The sequence below is a fragment of the Ruminococcus sp. AM31-15AC genome, assembly GCF_003462045.1.
Classification (GTDB): Bacteria; Bacillota; Clostridia; order Oscillospirales; family Ruminococcaceae; genus Hominimerdicola; species Hominimerdicola aceti.
Map to the genome: position 1 here is coordinate 21,925 of NZ_QTYG01000009.1, position 16,612 is coordinate 38,536.

General features: G+C 45.2%; 16 protein-coding genes. 6 read left to right on the forward strand and 10 right to left on the reverse strand.

The features are described from left to right. Positions 1-2: 2 nt before the first annotated feature. The 5 genes from purN to purD all read left to right on the forward strand — a co-directional run bounded on the left by purN (position 3) and on the right by purD (position 4,803). Positions 3-635, forward strand: coding sequence for a phosphoribosylglycinamide formyltransferase (gene purN / locus DW793_RS04055; RefSeq protein WP_118157135.1), 633 nt, complete (start codon positions 3-5; stop codon positions 633-635). 22 nt (positions 636-657) lie between these two features. After that, complete coding sequence (locus DW793_RS04060; protein WP_046440844.1) at positions 658-1,374, forward strand: IMP cyclohydrolase; 717 nt, start codon at positions 658-660, stop codon at positions 1,372-1,374. A 42-nt stretch (positions 1,375-1,416) separates the two neighbouring features. After that, positions 1,417-2,598, forward strand: coding sequence for a phosphoribosylaminoimidazolecarboxamide formyltransferase (locus tag DW793_RS04065; RefSeq protein WP_117896655.1), 1,182 nt, complete (start codon positions 1,417-1,419; stop codon positions 2,596-2,598). Between the two features lie 55 nt (positions 2,599-2,653). Further along, on the forward strand, positions 2,654-3,358 hold the full coding sequence (locus DW793_RS04070) for a PsbP-related protein (protein WP_181983439.1): 705 nt from the start codon (positions 2,654-2,656) through the stop codon (positions 3,356-3,358). 89 nt (positions 3,359-3,447) lie between these two features. Then, positions 3,448-4,803, forward strand: coding sequence for a phosphoribosylamine--glycine ligase (gene purD, locus DW793_RS04075; protein WP_118157136.1), 1,356 nt, complete (start codon positions 3,448-3,450; stop codon positions 4,801-4,803). 123 nt (positions 4,804-4,926) lie between these two features. Here the strand turns inward: purD and DW793_RS04080 are convergent, their stop codons facing one another. Then, the gene (locus tag DW793_RS04080) at positions 4,927-7,359 is read right to left on the reverse strand and encodes a hypothetical protein (RefSeq protein WP_118157137.1); all 2,433 of its coding nucleotides are present in this window, start codon (positions 7,357-7,359) and stop codon (positions 4,927-4,929) included. Positions 7,360-7,379: 20 nt separating this feature from the next. Further along, positions 7,380-9,479 (reverse strand): efflux RND transporter permease subunit, encoded by a 2,100-nt coding sequence (locus DW793_RS04085; protein ID WP_118157138.1) that lies wholly within the window; start codon positions 9,477-9,479, stop codon positions 7,380-7,382. Positions 9,480-9,751: 272 nt separating this feature from the next. Between DW793_RS04085 and DW793_RS04090 the strand changes: the two genes are divergently transcribed. Further along, positions 9,752-10,366: a TetR/AcrR family transcriptional regulator gene (locus DW793_RS04090; RefSeq protein WP_117856574.1), complete on the forward strand. Its 615-nt coding sequence runs from the start codon at positions 9,752-9,754 to the stop codon at positions 10,364-10,366. An 87-nt stretch (positions 10,367-10,453) separates the two neighbouring features. On the opposite strand, the gene DW793_RS04095 is transcribed toward DW793_RS04090, so the two are convergent. The 8 genes from DW793_RS04095 to DW793_RS15135 are packed head-to-tail and all read right to left on the reverse strand — an operon-like array spanning position 10,454 to position 16,612. Beyond that, positions 10,454-11,401: a transketolase family protein gene (locus DW793_RS04095; RefSeq protein WP_022287360.1), complete on the reverse strand. Its 948-nt coding sequence runs from the start codon at positions 11,399-11,401 to the stop codon at positions 10,454-10,456. A gap of 3 nt (positions 11,402-11,404) precedes the next feature. Beyond that, positions 11,405-12,244 carry a transketolase gene (locus DW793_RS04100; RefSeq protein ID WP_022287361.1) on the reverse strand — a complete coding sequence of 280 codons (840 nt, stop codon included), beginning with the start codon at positions 12,242-12,244 and terminating at the stop codon, positions 11,405-11,407. Between the two features lie 22 nt (positions 12,245-12,266). Beyond that, a complete protein-coding gene (locus DW793_RS04105; protein WP_118157139.1) occupies positions 12,267-13,088 on the reverse strand; it encodes a Cof-type HAD-IIB family hydrolase in 822 nt (273 codons plus the stop codon). 17 nt (positions 13,089-13,105) lie between these two features. After that, positions 13,106-14,023: an RluA family pseudouridine synthase gene (locus DW793_RS04110; protein WP_118157140.1), complete on the reverse strand. Its 918-nt coding sequence runs from the start codon at positions 14,021-14,023 to the stop codon at positions 13,106-13,108. Next, positions 14,010-14,525, reverse strand: a complete 516-nt coding sequence (gene lspA / locus DW793_RS04115) for a signal peptidase II (protein WP_118157141.1) — start codon at positions 14,523-14,525, stop codon at positions 14,010-14,012. The genes DW793_RS04110 and lspA overlap by 14 nt, the downstream gene beginning before the upstream one ends. Before the next feature lie 56 nt (positions 14,526-14,581). Continuing rightward, positions 14,582-15,358, reverse strand: coding sequence for a DivIVA domain-containing protein (locus DW793_RS04120; protein ID WP_117863232.1), 777 nt, complete (start codon positions 15,356-15,358; stop codon positions 14,582-14,584). A 19-nt stretch (positions 15,359-15,377) separates the two neighbouring features. Continuing rightward, positions 15,378-16,160 carry a YlmH family RNA-binding protein gene (locus DW793_RS04125; RefSeq protein ID WP_118157142.1) on the reverse strand — a complete coding sequence of 261 codons (783 nt, stop codon included), beginning with the start codon at positions 16,158-16,160 and terminating at the stop codon, positions 15,378-15,380. Between the two features lie 2 nt (positions 16,161-16,162). Beyond that, on the reverse strand, positions 16,163-16,612 hold the full coding sequence (locus DW793_RS15135) for a cell division protein SepF (protein ID WP_252969655.1): 450 nt from the start codon (positions 16,610-16,612) through the stop codon (positions 16,163-16,165).

Sequence of the window (16,612 nt, forward strand, 5' to 3'; positions counted from 1 at the left end):
ATATGAAGAAGATATGCGTTCTTGTTTCGGGCGGCGGAACAAACTTACAGGCGCTTATTGACGCTGAAAAAAGCGGCATTATAAAAAACGGCAGGATAACCTGCGTTATATCCTCGAAGGAGGGTGCTTATGCTCTGGAGAGGGCGAAAAATGCAGGTATCGGCACTGTTGTTATTCCGAGAAAGGAATATGCTGACAGCAAGAGTTACAGCGAGGCTATTCTGGCTGAGCTTAACAGACAAGGTGCTGACCTTGTGGTGCTGGCCGGATTTATGGTCATTCTTGACGAGTGCGTCACAAAGGCTTATCCTTACAGGATAATAAACGTTCACCCTGCACTGATACCGTCATTCTGCGGCGAGGGTTTTTATGGGCTTAAAGTTCATGAAAAGGCTTTGGAATACGGTGTAAAGGTATCGGGTGCGACTATACATTTTGTAAACGAAAAGGCTGACGCAGGTGCGATAATTTTGCAGGGTGCTGTAGATGTAGCCAATGACGAAACGCCTGAAAGTTTGCAGAAGAAGATAATGGAAAACGTTGAATGGAAGCTTTTGCCTAAGGCGGTTTCGCTGTTCTGCGAGGACAGGATAAGCATTAAGGACGGCAAGGCTTACGTTGACCTTAAAGACTGAGAAAAATTATGGAGGACAAGATATGAAGACCCTTAATATTTATGACGAGCTTAAAAGCAACTCATATCCGGGCAGAGGAATAGTTATAGGCAAGTCTGCTGACGGAAAGAGTGCGGTAACGGCTTATTTTATCATGGGCAGAAGTGTTAATTCCAGAAACAGAGTTTTCACGGAAACTGAGGACGGTATCAAGACTGAGGCTGCTGACCCAAGCAAGCTTTCTGACCCACACCTTATTATATACTCCCCTGTTCGTGTGCTTGGAAACAAAACTATCGTTACAAACGGTGATCAGACGGACACTATCTACGAGCTTATGGACAAGCAGCAGACTTTTGAGCAGTCACTGAGGACGAGAGAGTATGAGGACGACGCTCCAAACTACACTCCTCGTATTTCAGGTATCATGCACGTTGAGAACGGCGCATATAATTATGCTATGAGCATACTCAAATCCGCTGACGGCAACCCTGACTGCTGCGAGAGATTTACTTACACATACACCAACCCTCTTGACGGCGTGGGCCATTTTATCCACACTTATATGGGTGACGGCAATCCTCTGCCAAGCTTTGAGGGCGAGCCTAAGAAGGTTGAGATACCGAACGATATCGAGGAGTTCACGGGCAAGCTTTGGGAAGCACTCAACGAGGACAACAAGGTATCGCTGTTTGTAAGATACATTGATATCGCAAGCGGCAAGGCTGTTTCTAAGATCGTTAATAAGTACAGCAAGTAATATCTGCGGAGTGAATAGGTTAAATAAACGGAGGTAAAAATTATGGCAAATGAAATGCTTTTGAAATACGGCTGCAACCCTAATCAGAAGCCGTCAAGAGTATTTATGGAGGAGGGCAAGGATCTTCCTATCGAGGTGCTCAACGGCAAGCCGGGTTACATCAATCTGCTTGACGCATTCAATGGCTGGCAGTTGGTAAGAGAGCTTAAAAAGGCAACAGGTATGTGTGCGGCAACTTCTTTCAAGCACGTTTCACCTGCTGGCGCTGCTATCGGTAAGCCTTTGAGCGAGGTCGAAAAGAAGATATATTTTGTTGACGATCTGGGCGAGCTTACTCCACTTGCAAGCGCTTATGCGAGAGCAAGAGGTGCTGACAGAATGTCATCATACGGCGATTTTATCGCACTTTCTGACGAGTGTGACGCTTGCACTGCAAAGATGATCCAGAGAGAGGTTTCTGACGGTATCATTGCACCCGGCTACACTGACGAGGCTCTTGAGATACTCAAGTCAAAGAGAAAGGGTACATACAACATCATCAAGATAGATGAGAACTATGTTCCTGCACCTATCGAGAGAAAGCAGGTTTTCGGCGTAACTTTTGAACAGGGTCGAAACGAGCTGAAAATAGACAACGATATGCTCACAAATATCGTGACAGACAACAAGGAGATACCTGAGGACAAGAAAACTGATCTTGTTATCTCACTTATCACACTTAAATACACACAGTCTAACAGCGTTTGCTATGTAAAGGACGGTCAGGCTATTGGTATCGGTGCAGGTCAGCAGTCAAGAATACACTGCACAAGACTTGCAGGAAACAAAGCTGACATCTGGTGGCTCAGACAGCACCCAAAGGTTCTGGGACTTCAGTTCGTTGACAACATAAGACGTCCTGACAGAGATAACGCTATCGATGTTTACATTTCTGACGAGCATGATGATGTACTGGCTGAGGGCGTATGGCAGAACACATTCAAGGTAAAGCCTGAGGTGCTCACTGAGGCTGAGAAGAAGGAGTGGCTTGCAAAGAACACAGACGTTTGCCTTGGTTCTGACGCTTTCTTCCCATTCGGCGACAACATCGAGAGAGCTAAAAAGAGCGGCGTGGCTTACATTGCCGAGCCGGGCGGATCTATCAGGGACGATCATGTTATCATGACTTGCAACAAGTACAACATGGCAATGGCATTCACCGGAATAAGATTATTCCATCACTAATTTTTGTGCATTAATGCAAAACAATAAAGGTCAAGAAGAAAAGGAGAAATTTATTATGAAAAAGTTACTTGCATCACTCATGGCACTGTCAATGGTATTTGCAGTTACAGGCTGCTCAGAGTCAAGCGATTCAAGCAGTGAGTCAAAGGTTGAGGCTAAAACAACTACTACAACTACAGCCGCACCTGCTGTCGAGTCTAAGGCTGACACAACAACTACAACTGCAGCACCTGAGGAGTCAGCTGCTGACACAACAACGTCTGCTAACGACACAACAAGCACCGGTGACGAGGCTAAGGGAACTTATAAGGATAATGTTTACACAAGCGATCTGTATACTTTCAAGATCGACTCAAAGAAGTGGGCAATGCAGGAGTCCGCTGGTGTTGACGTAATGTTCACATACGCTGACGCAGGCGATGATGCTGAGCTTGAGTCTGCTTCTATCAACGTTATCTCAATGTCAAACGATCTGCTCAATGGTCTTACAGCAAGTGATTATGCTGACCAGATCAAGCAAACATATAATTCCATGGACGGCTACACTGTTACAAACGACAAGGAAGATAAGTTTGCAGGCAAGGACGCTTACATTGTTGACGTAACAGGCGAGATCGGCTCACAGAAGGTACTGCTCAATCAGATAATCACTTCTGACAACGGCAACCTTGTTGTTATCACATATGGTGCAAGCGAGAACGCTTACAGCAAGCTTTCTGACGAGTTCAAGACAGTTCTTGACAGCTTTGAGCTTAAGTAATAATATACGAAGTAAATAAATGACGATACCGCACAGCATAGGTGTGCGGTATTGTTATAATTGGAAAAACACACTGAGGAGGTCTGAAAATGGACATATTAGTTGTTGGCGGCGGCGGACGTGAACACGCTATCGTTATGAAGCTTGCGGAGTCCCCTAAGGTAGGAAAGCTTTACTGCACACCCGGAAACGGTGGCATTTCACGCTATGCAGAATGTTTTGATGTTGCGGCAACGGATATCGAGGGCGTTGTGGCTCTGGCAAAGAAGCTTAAAGTAGACATGGTGGCTGTTGCACCTGACGATCCGCTTGTACTTGGAATGGTAGACGCTTTGCAGGCTGAGGGCTTCAAGACCTTTGGTCCTAAGAAAAATGCGGCTATAATCGAGGGTTCAAAGGTCTTTTCTAAAGATCTAATGAAGAAATACAATATTCCTACAGCCAAATACGAGGTGTTCACAAACAGTGAGGACGCTATAAAATATGTCAAGGAACAGAACACATACCCTGCTGTTATAAAAGCTGACGGACTTGCACTTGGCAAGGGCGTTATTCTGGCGGAGAGTGAGAAAGAGGCTGTGGAGGCTATACACTCAATGATAGACGACAAGCAGTTCGGTGAGAGCAGTTCCACTATCGTTGTGGAGGAATATCTCACAGGTCCAGAGGTTTCTGTGCTTTCATTCACTGACGGCAAGACTGTTGTTCCTATGATCTCTTCAATGGATCACAAGAGAGCATTGGACGGCGACAAGGGTCTGAACACAGGCGGAATGGGTACTGTTGCACCTAACCCTTACTACACTGAGGACATTGCCAAGGAGTGCATGGAGAAGATCTTCCTGCCGACTATCAATGCAATGAATGCTGAGGGCAGGACTTTTGAGGGCTGTTTGTATTTCGGACTTATGCTCACCCCTAATGGTCCAAAGGTAATTGAATACAACTGCCGTTTCGGCGACCCTGAAACGCAGGTAGTTCTTCCTATGTTGGAGGGCGATCTGTGCGAGATATTCGAGGCTATTTATGATCACAGGCTGGCTGATGTCAAGATCGGCTGGAAGTCAGGTTACTGCACTTGTGTTGTTATGGCGAGCGGAGGATATCCTGTTAAGTACAAAAAGGGTATCGAGATGTTCGGTATGGACGACAAGGGTCAGGTAGACGGAGCGTTTATTTATCACGCAGGCACTAAGTATGAGGACGGCAAATTCTACACAAACGGCGGTCGTGTTCTGGGCGTTACCTGCAATGCTTACACGCTTCAGGGCGCACTGGACAAGTCTTACGAGGCTGTTTCCAAGATAAAGTTCGAGGGAGAGCATTTCAGAAAAGACATTGGTCAGAAAGCACTGAAAGCACTTCCTAAAGATTCTCTTGATCTTGAATACAAGCAGGACATGGAGGACTACATCGAAGAAAACGGCGTTTATCTAAGACAGTAGGATATATAAAACGGGCGGAAAGATTCCGTCCGTTTTTTTGTACAGATAATACATTTATAAATACAAAGACCCCCTCGGACATTTCTGTCCAAGGGGGTCTTTGCTATGTGTGGGAAGTAAAAATTACTCGTCTGCTTTTTCAATAGCCGCAGTTTCGTAAATATACTTAACTGAGCTTTCAACGCCATCGGCTGCGCCTGAGAATGTTGTTGAATCCTCGGCTGCTGTCTTGAGGGCGTCAAGTCTGTCGATAAGTCCCTTGAGGTCGTTGTTGTAGATGTCAAGGAGCTTGCCGATGCCCTCGTCCTTATACTTAGCCATGCCGTCTTTAAGGGTCTTTGCACCGCTTTCAAGCTTCTTAACACCTGATGAAAGCTGTGAGCTGCCGTCTTTGAGCTGACCGATACCGCTGAACAGCTCTGCACTGCCGCTTGAAAGTGTTGTTGTACCCTGTGCAAGCTCTACAAGTGATGAATAGAGTGTTGCAGTACCGTCTTTTAGCTGCTTGCTGCCGTTGTCAAGCTGACCAAGACCGCTGTCAAGAGTTTTTGCGCCGTTTGAAAGCTTTGATACGCCTGAGTTCAGGCTGTCAACACCCTTATCAAGCTTGCTTGCGCCTGCCTGTGCTGAGCTTACTCCTGCGGAGAGGTTCTTTGTGCCTGCGGAGAGTGTAGCTGCACCATTGTTAAGCTCCTTGCTGGACTTAGCAAGTGTGCCGATACCGGTGTTAAGTGCAGAAGCACCCTCGTTTACTGTTTTAAGTCCTGTATTCAAATTGTCAACGCCTGCGACAAGACCTTTCTTCTTATCGTTAAGACCATTGTATATCTGAGTTACACCGTCAACAAGCTGTTTGCCCTCGGTTGCCATTGTGCCGACACCTGTTGAAACATCGCCAAGGCCGCTCTGTGCGCCCTGCTGATACTGGATAGAGCCATTTACGGCTGCTATCATATTGCTTATGCTCGTATACTCTGCTGAGCCTTCTTCGTAATTGCCGAGAAGCTGCTCAAGTCCTGCGAGTACCTGCTGGTCGTATGCGATAGACTGTGTAAGTGCGTTATCTACCTTTGTTATGCCATTTGAAAGAAGTTCAACGCTTGCAGGGAGTGTCTGCACCTTTTCATAGAGTGTGGAAACGCCTGCATTAAGTGTTGCAACGCCTTTTTTCAGTGCAGTTGAACCGTCATAGGTCTGCTTTGTGCCTGCGGCAAGGTTTTTAGAGCCTGTCTGGAGGTCGCCTACGCCTGTAACAAGCTTATTTGTGCCTGCGGCAAGGCTTGCAGCACCGTTATTTACCTGCTGTGCGCCTGAGGATACCTGTGAGAGTCCGCTTGAAAGTGATGATGAGCCGTTCTTCAAGGTTGACATACCACTGTTTACCTGATCGAAACCACCGAGGAGGGCTGTTGAACCACTATGAGCTGTGGAGATACCTCTCATAAGCTCGCCTGTTGAAGAATCAAGGGTCTTTGCTCCGTCACGGAGCTTTGTTGCACCGCTGTTAAGTGTCTTTGCACCATCGTCAAGTGACTTAGAGCCTGAATAAAGCTTGTCGATACCTGTGATAAGTGTTCCTGAGGAATCGGACAGCTTCTTGATGCCTGCGTAAAGCTTTGCTGTGCCGTCTACAAGCTCGTCTGTAGCATCAGAAAGCTCATCAAGCTTATCCTGAAGATCGTCAGCATCACCGATATCGCTAAGGTCAAGCTTTGAGAAGATGTCAGATGTTGCAACTGTGAGAGCAGTTGTTGACTCGAAGTCCTTTACGTCTGCTGTGAACTCAACGTACTCCGGTATCTCGATATCTTCGTTATCCTGAAGATCAAGGCTCTTTGTAAGGCCAGGCATTGCAACGCCTATAAGTATCTGTCTGCTTCCGTCTGAAATGAGCTTGCCATTTGTTACTTCAACGTTTGAATAAACGTTAGTATCAAGGATAGCTGTTGTTGCCATAAGGTATGGAACATAGATATCTGTTTTCTTGCCGTTTATCTTGACAGTTTTCTTATCGTTGTTCGTATAGTCATATCTTACTGTAAGCTTACCGCTCTTGCCTGCGAGGTCCTCAGGCTTTATCTCCTTGCCGTCAAGGGTATACGTTACCTTTACATCAACCGGGAGTGCCTTATCGGTATAGCCCTTATAGTAGATATCTCCGCCCTCGGTATCCCATGTGAGCTTATCACCATTGGCTGTAAAGCCCTCGTCTGTTTTAACATTCTCGATATCTGTCAGGTCGGAAACGTCCTCCAGCTTCTTTACGCCCTGTGGGTTTTTCAGCCAGCTGGAAACGACTGTTTTTGTCTTGTTGCCGGAAGCGTCAGTGATAACATAAACTGTTTCTTCCTTAGCCTGCTTTTCTGTATCGCTGTCAGACTTATCAGCTTTCTTTGTATCTTTTGTATCTTTTTTATCTGATTCGCTCTTTGTTGTTGAGGCAGTGCTGTCGGCAGCGGAAGAGCTGTCTGACTGAGCTGCTGCATAAAGACCTGTGCAGCCTGCGGAAAGAAGTACGGCAAGTATGCCTGCAAGAACTCTTGAATACTTTTTCATAACTATATCTCCTTTACGAATTAGTGAATTTCAGGAAGCTTATAAAGCTTATTTTCTTTTTTCTTCATGCCCATTGTTGTATTGATTATTACCTTATCGAACAGCATAAGCATTGAAGGAAGTATGCAGATAACAGTTATCATACTGATTATTGCACCTCTTGACATGAGCGTACAAAGCTGTGAGATCATATCTACGCTTGAATATACCCCAACGCCGAATGTTGAAGCGAAGAAGCCAAGTGCGCTGACCATGATAGACTTCATTGAAGTGGTGAGTGCGATAGTGACAGCTTCATGCTTATCCTTGCCTGCGTTACGCTCGGTCTTATATCTTGTTGTCATAAGGATAGCGTAGTCAACTGTTGCACCAAGCTGGATAGTACCGATTACTACCGACGCTATGAACGGTATGGTGGTATTCGTAAAGCACGGAACACCCATGTTTACTGTGATAGCAAATTCGATAACGGCTACCAGAATGATAGGCAGTGAAACTGAACGCAGTGCAATAAGAATGATGATAAAGATAGCGGCGATAGAAACTATATTTACTACCTTGAAGTCATGATCTGTTATGTCGATAAGGTCTTTTGTTGCCGCCGCCTCACCGATCAGCATTCCGTCCTTATCGTAGGATTTAAGTATCTTGCTAAGCTCATCTATCTGGGCATTCTCTTCATCAGAAGCTACCTTATATTCAGAGCCGACCAGCATGAGCTGCCATTTGTCGCTCTTGAGTATCTTTGTTACTGAATCAGGAACTATCTCACGAGGGATAGACGGACCGATAAGAGTATCCAGTGACATTGAGAAGCTTACTCCGTCAACCTTGCCCATTTCGTCGAGCATAGAGTTTACTTCCTTTGGCTTCATATCAGCGTCAACCAGGAGCATATGGGTCGTTGCCATGTTGTATTCCTCATCTAGCTTTGTGTTTGCGATAACACTGTTGAGATCCTTTGGAAGAGTATCTGTCAGGTTATAGTAGACATTGGTGTTTATCTGACCATACACGGCAGGGATAAGTACAACTATAAAGAGTACGATAAATGCTGCATGGTGCTTGATAATGAACTTTGAAGGCTTTTCAAGGCTTGGAACAAGGTCTTTGTGCATTGTTTTTTCAAGTGCCTTGTCGAATACAAGTATCATCGAAGGCAGAACAGTTATGCAGCAGATAACGCCAATAACAACGCCCTTTGCCATTACGATACCCATGTCCATGCCAAGCTCGTAGCTCATGAAGCAAAGTGCAAGGAAGCCTGCAACTGTTGTTATGGAGCTTGAAACAACTGAGGTGATAGTTTTGCCGATGGCGACTGCCATAGCCTCTTTGTTGTCACCGGGGTGCTTTTCTTTCTCCTCTTTGTAGCTGTGCCACAGGAAGATCGAGTAGTCTATCGTTACCGCAAGCTGAAGCACGGCCGCCAGAGCTTCGGTGATGAACGATATTTCGCCTTGTATGAAGTTCGTTCCCATGTTATAGATTATCGCCATGCCCACGCTGAGCATAAAGAACAGTGGGATAAGGAACGAATCCATTGTAAGTGCAAGTATGATACTTGTAAGGATAACTGCGATAACAACGTACATCGGAGCTTCCTGCATTGTCAGATCCTTGATATCCTCAACGACTGACGACATACCGCTTACGAAACACTGCTCGCCGGCAATGCTTCTTATCTCCTTGACAGCTTCAAGTGAGCCGTCAGCGGAGGTCGCTTCGTCAAAAAAGACAGCCATCATTGTGGAGTTATCTGTATTGAAGAAATCGTAAATATCATCAGGAAGAACTTCCTTTGGAAGTGAAACGTCTGCCAAGGTGTCATACCAGAGAACATCGCAAACGTGGTCTACCTTTTCGATCTTCTCCTTGACCTTTTCAACGTCCTTATCGTCCATGCCGTCAAGCATTACCAACGAAAAGCCACCCTTGCCGAACTCGTCAAGCATTATATCCTGACCTTTCATGGTTTCAATGTCTGACGGGAGGTATGAAAGAATATCATAGTTTATTCTTGTGCTGACAAATCCGAATATTGACGGTATCAGCAGCAGAACGCTGACTATGAGTATCGGTACTCGGAGCTTTACAACTCCTCTGCCAAATTTCTGCATCAAATGTCATTCCCTTCACATAGTTTTTGACCTTTCGGTCTTTTAACAATTCATAGTATACATCAAAAATGACCAACAGTCAATAGTAAAATGACCATTAGTCATTCTTTTTGTAGAATTGCACAAAATGACCAACGGTCATAAGTGACTATTGGTCATTTTGCTCCGTTGACTTTAACAAGAATTTGTATTATAATAAGTATAGGATCAGCCATAGTAAGCCTATGCATGGTCGGGATACGAAATAATTCAATAAGGAAGGACGTGTTAAAATGGGCAAGCTTGATACCAACAAAAAGGTAAAGGAGGACTCTCTGCTTAACACGGCTTTTAGTCTTTTTACCACCAAGGGAGTGAGCAAGACCTCTATTTCAGACATCGTGAACAACGCTGGTGTGGCGAAAGGGACGTTTTATCTTTATTTCAAGGACAAATATGACATAAGAAACAAGCTTGTTTCTCACAAGTCGTCACAGCTTTTCAGAAACGCTATCGAGGCATTAAATGCGAGTGGCAAGAAGCTTACATTTAACGAACGAATTATTTTTATTGTTGACAACATCATCAACCAGCTAAACGAGAACAAGTCGCTTTTGACTTTTATTGCAAAGAATCTTAGCTGGGGTGTTTTCAAGCACGCTCTTACATCGCCTATAAAGGACGATGACATCGACTTCCGCAACATTTATGACGCTATGCTTGCTGACGCTCCATATAATATTGTTCAGCCTGAGGTCATGATATTCATGATAGTTGAGCTTGTAAGCTCAACCTGCTACTCGTCCATACTTTACAACGAGCCTGTGGACATTGGCGAGCTTAAGCCTTATCTTTACATATGTATAAACAACATTATCGACACTCATGCAGGCACTGTAAAAGCATAAGAAAAGACACGTTTACAAGATCGTAAGCGTGTCTTTTCTTGTGTACAAAAAAACGGACGGAAGATATCCGTCCGTTTGGTGCTTTTATTACTTTGCCTTAACAGCATCTCTTGCCTTTGCAACGATATTGTCTGCGCAGAGGCCATATTCTTTAAGAAGATCAACTGCCGGGCCTGAGTGACCGAACTCGTCATTAACGCCGATCTTAACAAGCTTTGCAGGGTGTCTTGCTGCAAGAACGTCTGCAACGGCTGAGCCAAGTCCGCCAATAACGCTATGCTCCTCAACTGTAAGAAGAAGTCCTGTGTTCTTTGCGGCTTCAACGATGATATCCTCGTCGATTGGCTTGATAGTGTGGATATTGATAACTGTTGCTTCGATACCCTCGGCTGCCAGTGTTTTTGCAGCCTCGATAGCTTCATAAACCATAAGGCCTGTTGCAACGATAGCTATATCCTTGCCGTCACGGAGCTTAACGCCCTTGCCAAGCTCAAACTTATATGTTTCAGGGTCATTGAAAACAGGTGTGGCAAGTCTGCCGAAACGAAGATAAACCGGACCTTCATGGAGGATAGCGGCTTCAACGGCAGCCTTTGCTTCAACGTCGTCGGCAGGGTTTATTACCACCATGCCAGGGATAGTTCTCATAAGAGCGATATCCTCGTTGCACTGATGTGTTGCACCGTCTTCGCCTACAGAGATACCTGCATGTGTTGCACCTATCTTCACGTTGAGGTGAGGATAGCCGATAGAGTTTCTAACCTGCTCAAATGCTCTGCCTGCGGCGAACATTGCAAATGTAGAAGCAAATGGTATCTTGCCTGTGGCAGCCATACCTGCTGCAACGCCCATCATATTTGACTCGGCGATACCGCAGTCAAAAAATCTGTCAGGAAATTTCTTCTTGAATATACCTGTTTTTGTTGCAGCAGCAAGGTCTGCGTCAAAAACATAGAGGTTATCGTACTTATCGCCAAGCTCTGCAAGAGCCTCGCCGTAGCTTTCTCTTGTAGCTTTCTTCTTCAATTCTGCCATTGCTTAACCCTCCAGACTTTTAAGCTGTTCGTTTATTTCTGCCACAGCCTGCTCATACTGCTCCTTGTTAGGTGCTGAACCATGCCATGAAACGTTGTTTTCCATAAATGAAACGCCCTTGCCCTTGATACTCTTCATTACGATAACGCAAGGCTGACCGCATACTGTTTCTGCCTCGTTGAATGCTTTTTCAAGTGAGTCAAAATCGTGAGCGTCGGCTGTGATAACGTGCCAGCCAAATGCTGCAAACTTGTCAACGATAGGATATGGCGACATTACATCCTCTATCTTTCCGTCGATCTGAAGTCCGTTATTATCCACAACAGCAACGAGGTTATCAAGCTTATAATGAGCGGCGAACATTGCAGCCTCCCATACCTGACCCTCTTCGATCTCGCCGTCGCCAAGGATAGTATACACCTTATAGGTATCGCTTGTGAGCTTTCCTGAAAGCGCCATACCACAGGCAACAGAAATGCCCTGTCCAAGGGATCCAGAGGACATATCAACGCCAGGGATAGAGATACAAGGGTGACCCTGAAGCATTGCACCGATATGTCTGAGGGACTTCAACTCCTCCTTTGGAAAAAAGCCTTTTTCTGCAAGAGTTGCATAGAGTGCAGGTGCTGTGTGACCCTTTGAAAGCACGAGCCTATCTCTCTCAGGCTCTTCCGGCTTATCAGGATATACGTTCATCTTGGCAAAATAGAGATATGTGAGCAGATCTGCTATAGAGAGCGATCCGCCCGGATGACCCGACTTTGCGTTGAATACTCCCTCGAGTATTCCAAGACGAACCTTGCAGGCTGTGATCTCAAGCTGTTTCTTTAATGTTTCGTCCATACTTTTGACCTCCAAAAAAATATTATTTCTTCAGTTTTTCAAAAATTTCATCTATGACTGCGGCAATAAAATCCTCCTCGCAGGACTGCTCAAAGACCTTATCCGCAACCTTTTTGACCTCCTCTGCCGCATTTGACGGGCAATATGCCACGTCAGCCGCTTGAAGAAGTTCAATATCATTATTATAGTCGCCTGCAGCCACGAAAGTAAAATCCTCCATGCCACAAGCTTTTCTCAGCTCCTCAAGAGCCGTACCTTTTGATATATTCTGTGGAAGTATCTCGTAATACTCGATACTTGAACGCACAAAATCTACTCCTTTGTAGCCTTTTTTTGCCACATAGTTTATAAGCTCGTCCATACGCTCAGGCTCAACTGCAAAAAGCACCTTATACCAGTTCTTGTCAGGTATCTCGTCAACGGCACACTGAACGGGAATGAGCTTACAAATCTCGTTATGGCGCTTTTCCATAGGGGTCATGCTTGGCACATAGACCTCGTTGACAGTAAGCACTTCACAGCCAACATAAGGATTATCGGCAAGTATCTCCTTGACGATATCCGCCGCAAAGCTTGGCAGAAAGACGTTATATATCTGCTCTTTCGTATGGATATCGTAGACCATTCCACCATTTGACATTATGATAGGACAATTCACATTCACCATGTCAAAATACTGTCTAGCCGCCTGAATGGCTCTGCCTGTAGCGATAGAAAATCTGCCCCCAGCCTCTTCAAAACACTTGACAGCGGCGAGAGTTTTCGGGGTAGGTATCTTGCTTGCGGGAAGAAAAGTTCCGTCCATATCCGTTATAAGCAGGACTTTTGATATATCTTCAAACATAAAATCACTTCCGTGGGTCAATTCCCTGCTCTGAGTTTTTTCAGCACCGCCTGAAAATAATCGGGCAATTCGCTGTCAAACTCCATATATTCCTTGGTCGCAGGGTGTATAAAACCAATTTTCTTTGCGTGGAGGCACTGCCCCTCGATTCCCTTTACAGCTTTGCCGTAAACATCGTCGCCGTAGACAGGGTGACCGATATAGGCAGAATGTACTCTTATCTGGTGGGTTCGGCCTGTTTCAAGACGGAATTTCACCAGCGAATACTGACCTAACTCCTCCAGCACCTCATAATGGGTAACTGCGTGCTTGGAGTTTTGCTCTGTCACGCACATTTTCTTTCTGTCATATTTGCTTCTGCCGATAGGTGCGTCAACTGTGCCGGTAGGGGTCTTTAGGCGGCCGCCTGTGAGTACAGCTTCATACTCTCTTGTAAAGCTATGCTCTTTTATCTGAGCCGCAAGAAAGTTATGTGCGCTGTCGGTCTTGGCAACGATCAGCAGACCGCTTGTATTTTTGTCAATCCTATGGACTATCCCAGGGCGAATGACGCCGTTTATTGAAGAAAGCCTGCCCTGACAATGATAAAGCAATGCGTTCACCAAAGTGCCATCGGGATTGCCTGCGGCAGGGTGTACCACCATGCCTTTAGGTTTATTCACCACAAGCAGCTCGCTGTCCTCATAGACTATTTCCACGGGGATATTCTGTGGCTTGACGTCAAGCTCCACAGGGTCGGGAATAATTATCTCAACCTTATCGCCGTTTCGGAGCTTATAATTCTTAGCTACATTTTTGCCGCCAACGGTCACGCCACCGTCCTCGATAAGCTTCTGCACAGCGGAACGTGTAAGACCTGTATTCTGCGCCGACAGAAATCTGTCGATACGCTCGCCTGTTTGCTCGGCAGTGGCAATAAAATCAAGCTTTGTCATTTTCGTCTTTGACCTTTATATCGTCACGGATCGGCTTTTTCTTTTCGTCCAAAAAGCAGAAGCAGATAACGAACAAAATTCCGCCGATAACGATACAGATATCCGCAAAGTTGAAGATAGGGAAATTGACAGGCTCGAACTTGATGTAGTCCACAACTTCTTTTACCCTTATTCTGTCGATAAGGTTGCCGATACCGCCTGCAAGCACCATAGCCAACGACACAAGCTCCAGCTTTGAGCCTTTGCGTATCTTATACATATAGATCACCGCCACGATCAGTACGACAACAGGCAGACCGATAAGAAACCAGGTCTTTCCTGACATCATGCTCCATGCTGCGCCCGAGTTTCTTATATGGGTCAGGCTGAACACCTTAAAGCTGCCGAACTTTATGACCTCCACAGGCTGACCGTTCAGCGGCAGGTTATTTGTCACGGCAAACTTTATGAGCTGGTCGGCGGCAACGAGAACTGCCATGATAACAAGCGAAATTACAAACATCTATTCCCTACTCCATTTATGAACAGTAAGGCTCTGCGGAAAACAGAGCCTTTGAATTAATTATTTTTACCAAATTTAAGCTCAGCAGGAGCTGTCTTTGGTATAACAGGGTCGAAAGAACCAGTGTTAAGTATCTTCTCAACGTGCTCACTATCAGTAACAGGTGCAGATTCAGCCTCAACAGTTTCCTCCGGCTCGGCTGTTTCCTCTGCCTGCTCCTCTGCAGCTTCCTGAGTTTCCTCGACTGTTTCTTCTTCCTCATACTCCTCTGCTGTATCCTCGGCAGGCTCGGACGCAGGAATTTCCATAATAAGTCTTATCTGCTTATTATAAAGCTGAGTAAGGTCAGCCTTGAACTGAGTTACCTCAGCCTTGAGGTTCTCAAACTTAGCAAGCTCCTCGTCATAAGCGGCTCTTACTTCATTTATCTTCTTTTCTGTTATCTCGGTATTAGTTCTGATAAGCTCAGCGCACTTTTCCTTATGTTCCTTAACTATTCTCTCACACTCAGACGCACTCTGCTCTGCGAGTCTTACCTGCTCTGTTTTGGCAGATTCGATCATATCGTGAGCCTGAGTTTTGGCCTCAGTAAGTATCTTATTTGACTCTTTCTGAGCCACGACAAGAGCCTGCTGGATAGCTTCCTCGTCCTCTCTGTACTCGTTTATCTTCTCAACGAGCTTGATTATCTTAGCTTCGGTATCCTGATTTGCCTTTACGACTTCGGCATAATCCTCGGCTACCTGTCCGAGAAATTCTTTTACGTCTTCTTTTGAATAGCCGTTTTTCTCGGTATCAAAAGTTTTTCCTTTAATATTATTTGGATTTAACATACTAGGACCTCCGTGATCTTTACACAAATTTATTTAAAGTTATATGTATTCTGTCTTTTTTAGTTGTGCCGTCAACTGAAAGCAGCTTGAATTTTCCGTATCCTCTCACTGAAAATGTACAGCCCTCTTCAAGAAGTATTTTCGGTGAATTTTTCGGCATATGGTCTATTTCAATACCCACGTTTTTTATAAGCTGTGCTGACTTTTCTCGTGATATCCTTGCGGCAAGACTTAAGATACAATCTGCACGCATGGAAGCCACAGTACCGCTTATTTCCTGAGTTTTCTGTTCAATATGTATACTGCCATCATAGCCTTCACTAAGCTTCACTCCTGCTCTCCCGACTTTCGTCAGAGCACTTGTCACCTCGCCTGCAACAGATGAACGCAGGAACACCGCTGACTTTCCCTCTCCCACAAGAATGTCGCCAACGCTGTCTCTTTTTATTCTTAGTCCCATAAGCGAGCCTAGGATATCTCTGTGAGTTATTTTATCCTCTTTGCGATACAGCAGTGTAATTGCGGTGATAGGATAATCCTCACTTTCTGCCTCGCCATATTCAGGATAGACGCACAGCATACGCCTTGCGGCGTTTTCATATCCGCCCCAAAGCCTATAATTCTCATATTTCACAGATGCCATGAGTTTTTCGCACAGCAGACACTGCCTTTCATCGAGAAACGCAGAAAACTTTGTTATATACTTTTCATCAGCCGCCATTATCCAATCGGACACTCTGTCTAACAGACGGATATCGTCCTCAGACAGGTCGGGCAAAAACTGATATTTAGCACGAGCCATTTTTAGAAGCTGTAGCCGTTATTTTCAAGCTCGCTCATAAGGTCAACTCCTGAAAAGCCAACGTTTCTAGGCATGATAGCGAATGTTTTCTGAGCCATCATCTTGATGTCTGCACCATTTGCATACGCAACGCCTGAGATAAAGTCAAGTATTCTCTTTGCGTCCTCGCTCTTGACAGTTTCCAGGTTGAGAAGAACTGTCTTTCCCTCATTTATATCGCCGCCGATAGACTTGACCTCTGAAAAATCGTTTGGTCTTGCAAGAACTATCTGCAAAGTCGTGGTTTGCTCCATTCTTACCGGACGTGCGTTATTGACATATGCACCTGTGTTCTTTGGTGCTTCGTTGTATTCTGTTTTATTCTCATACATCGGCTGCTGATACATTGCGTCCTCCTGCTCAAGTTCATCTTCGCCTACAAAGAGATTTTTTAATTTCTGCATTGCACCCAT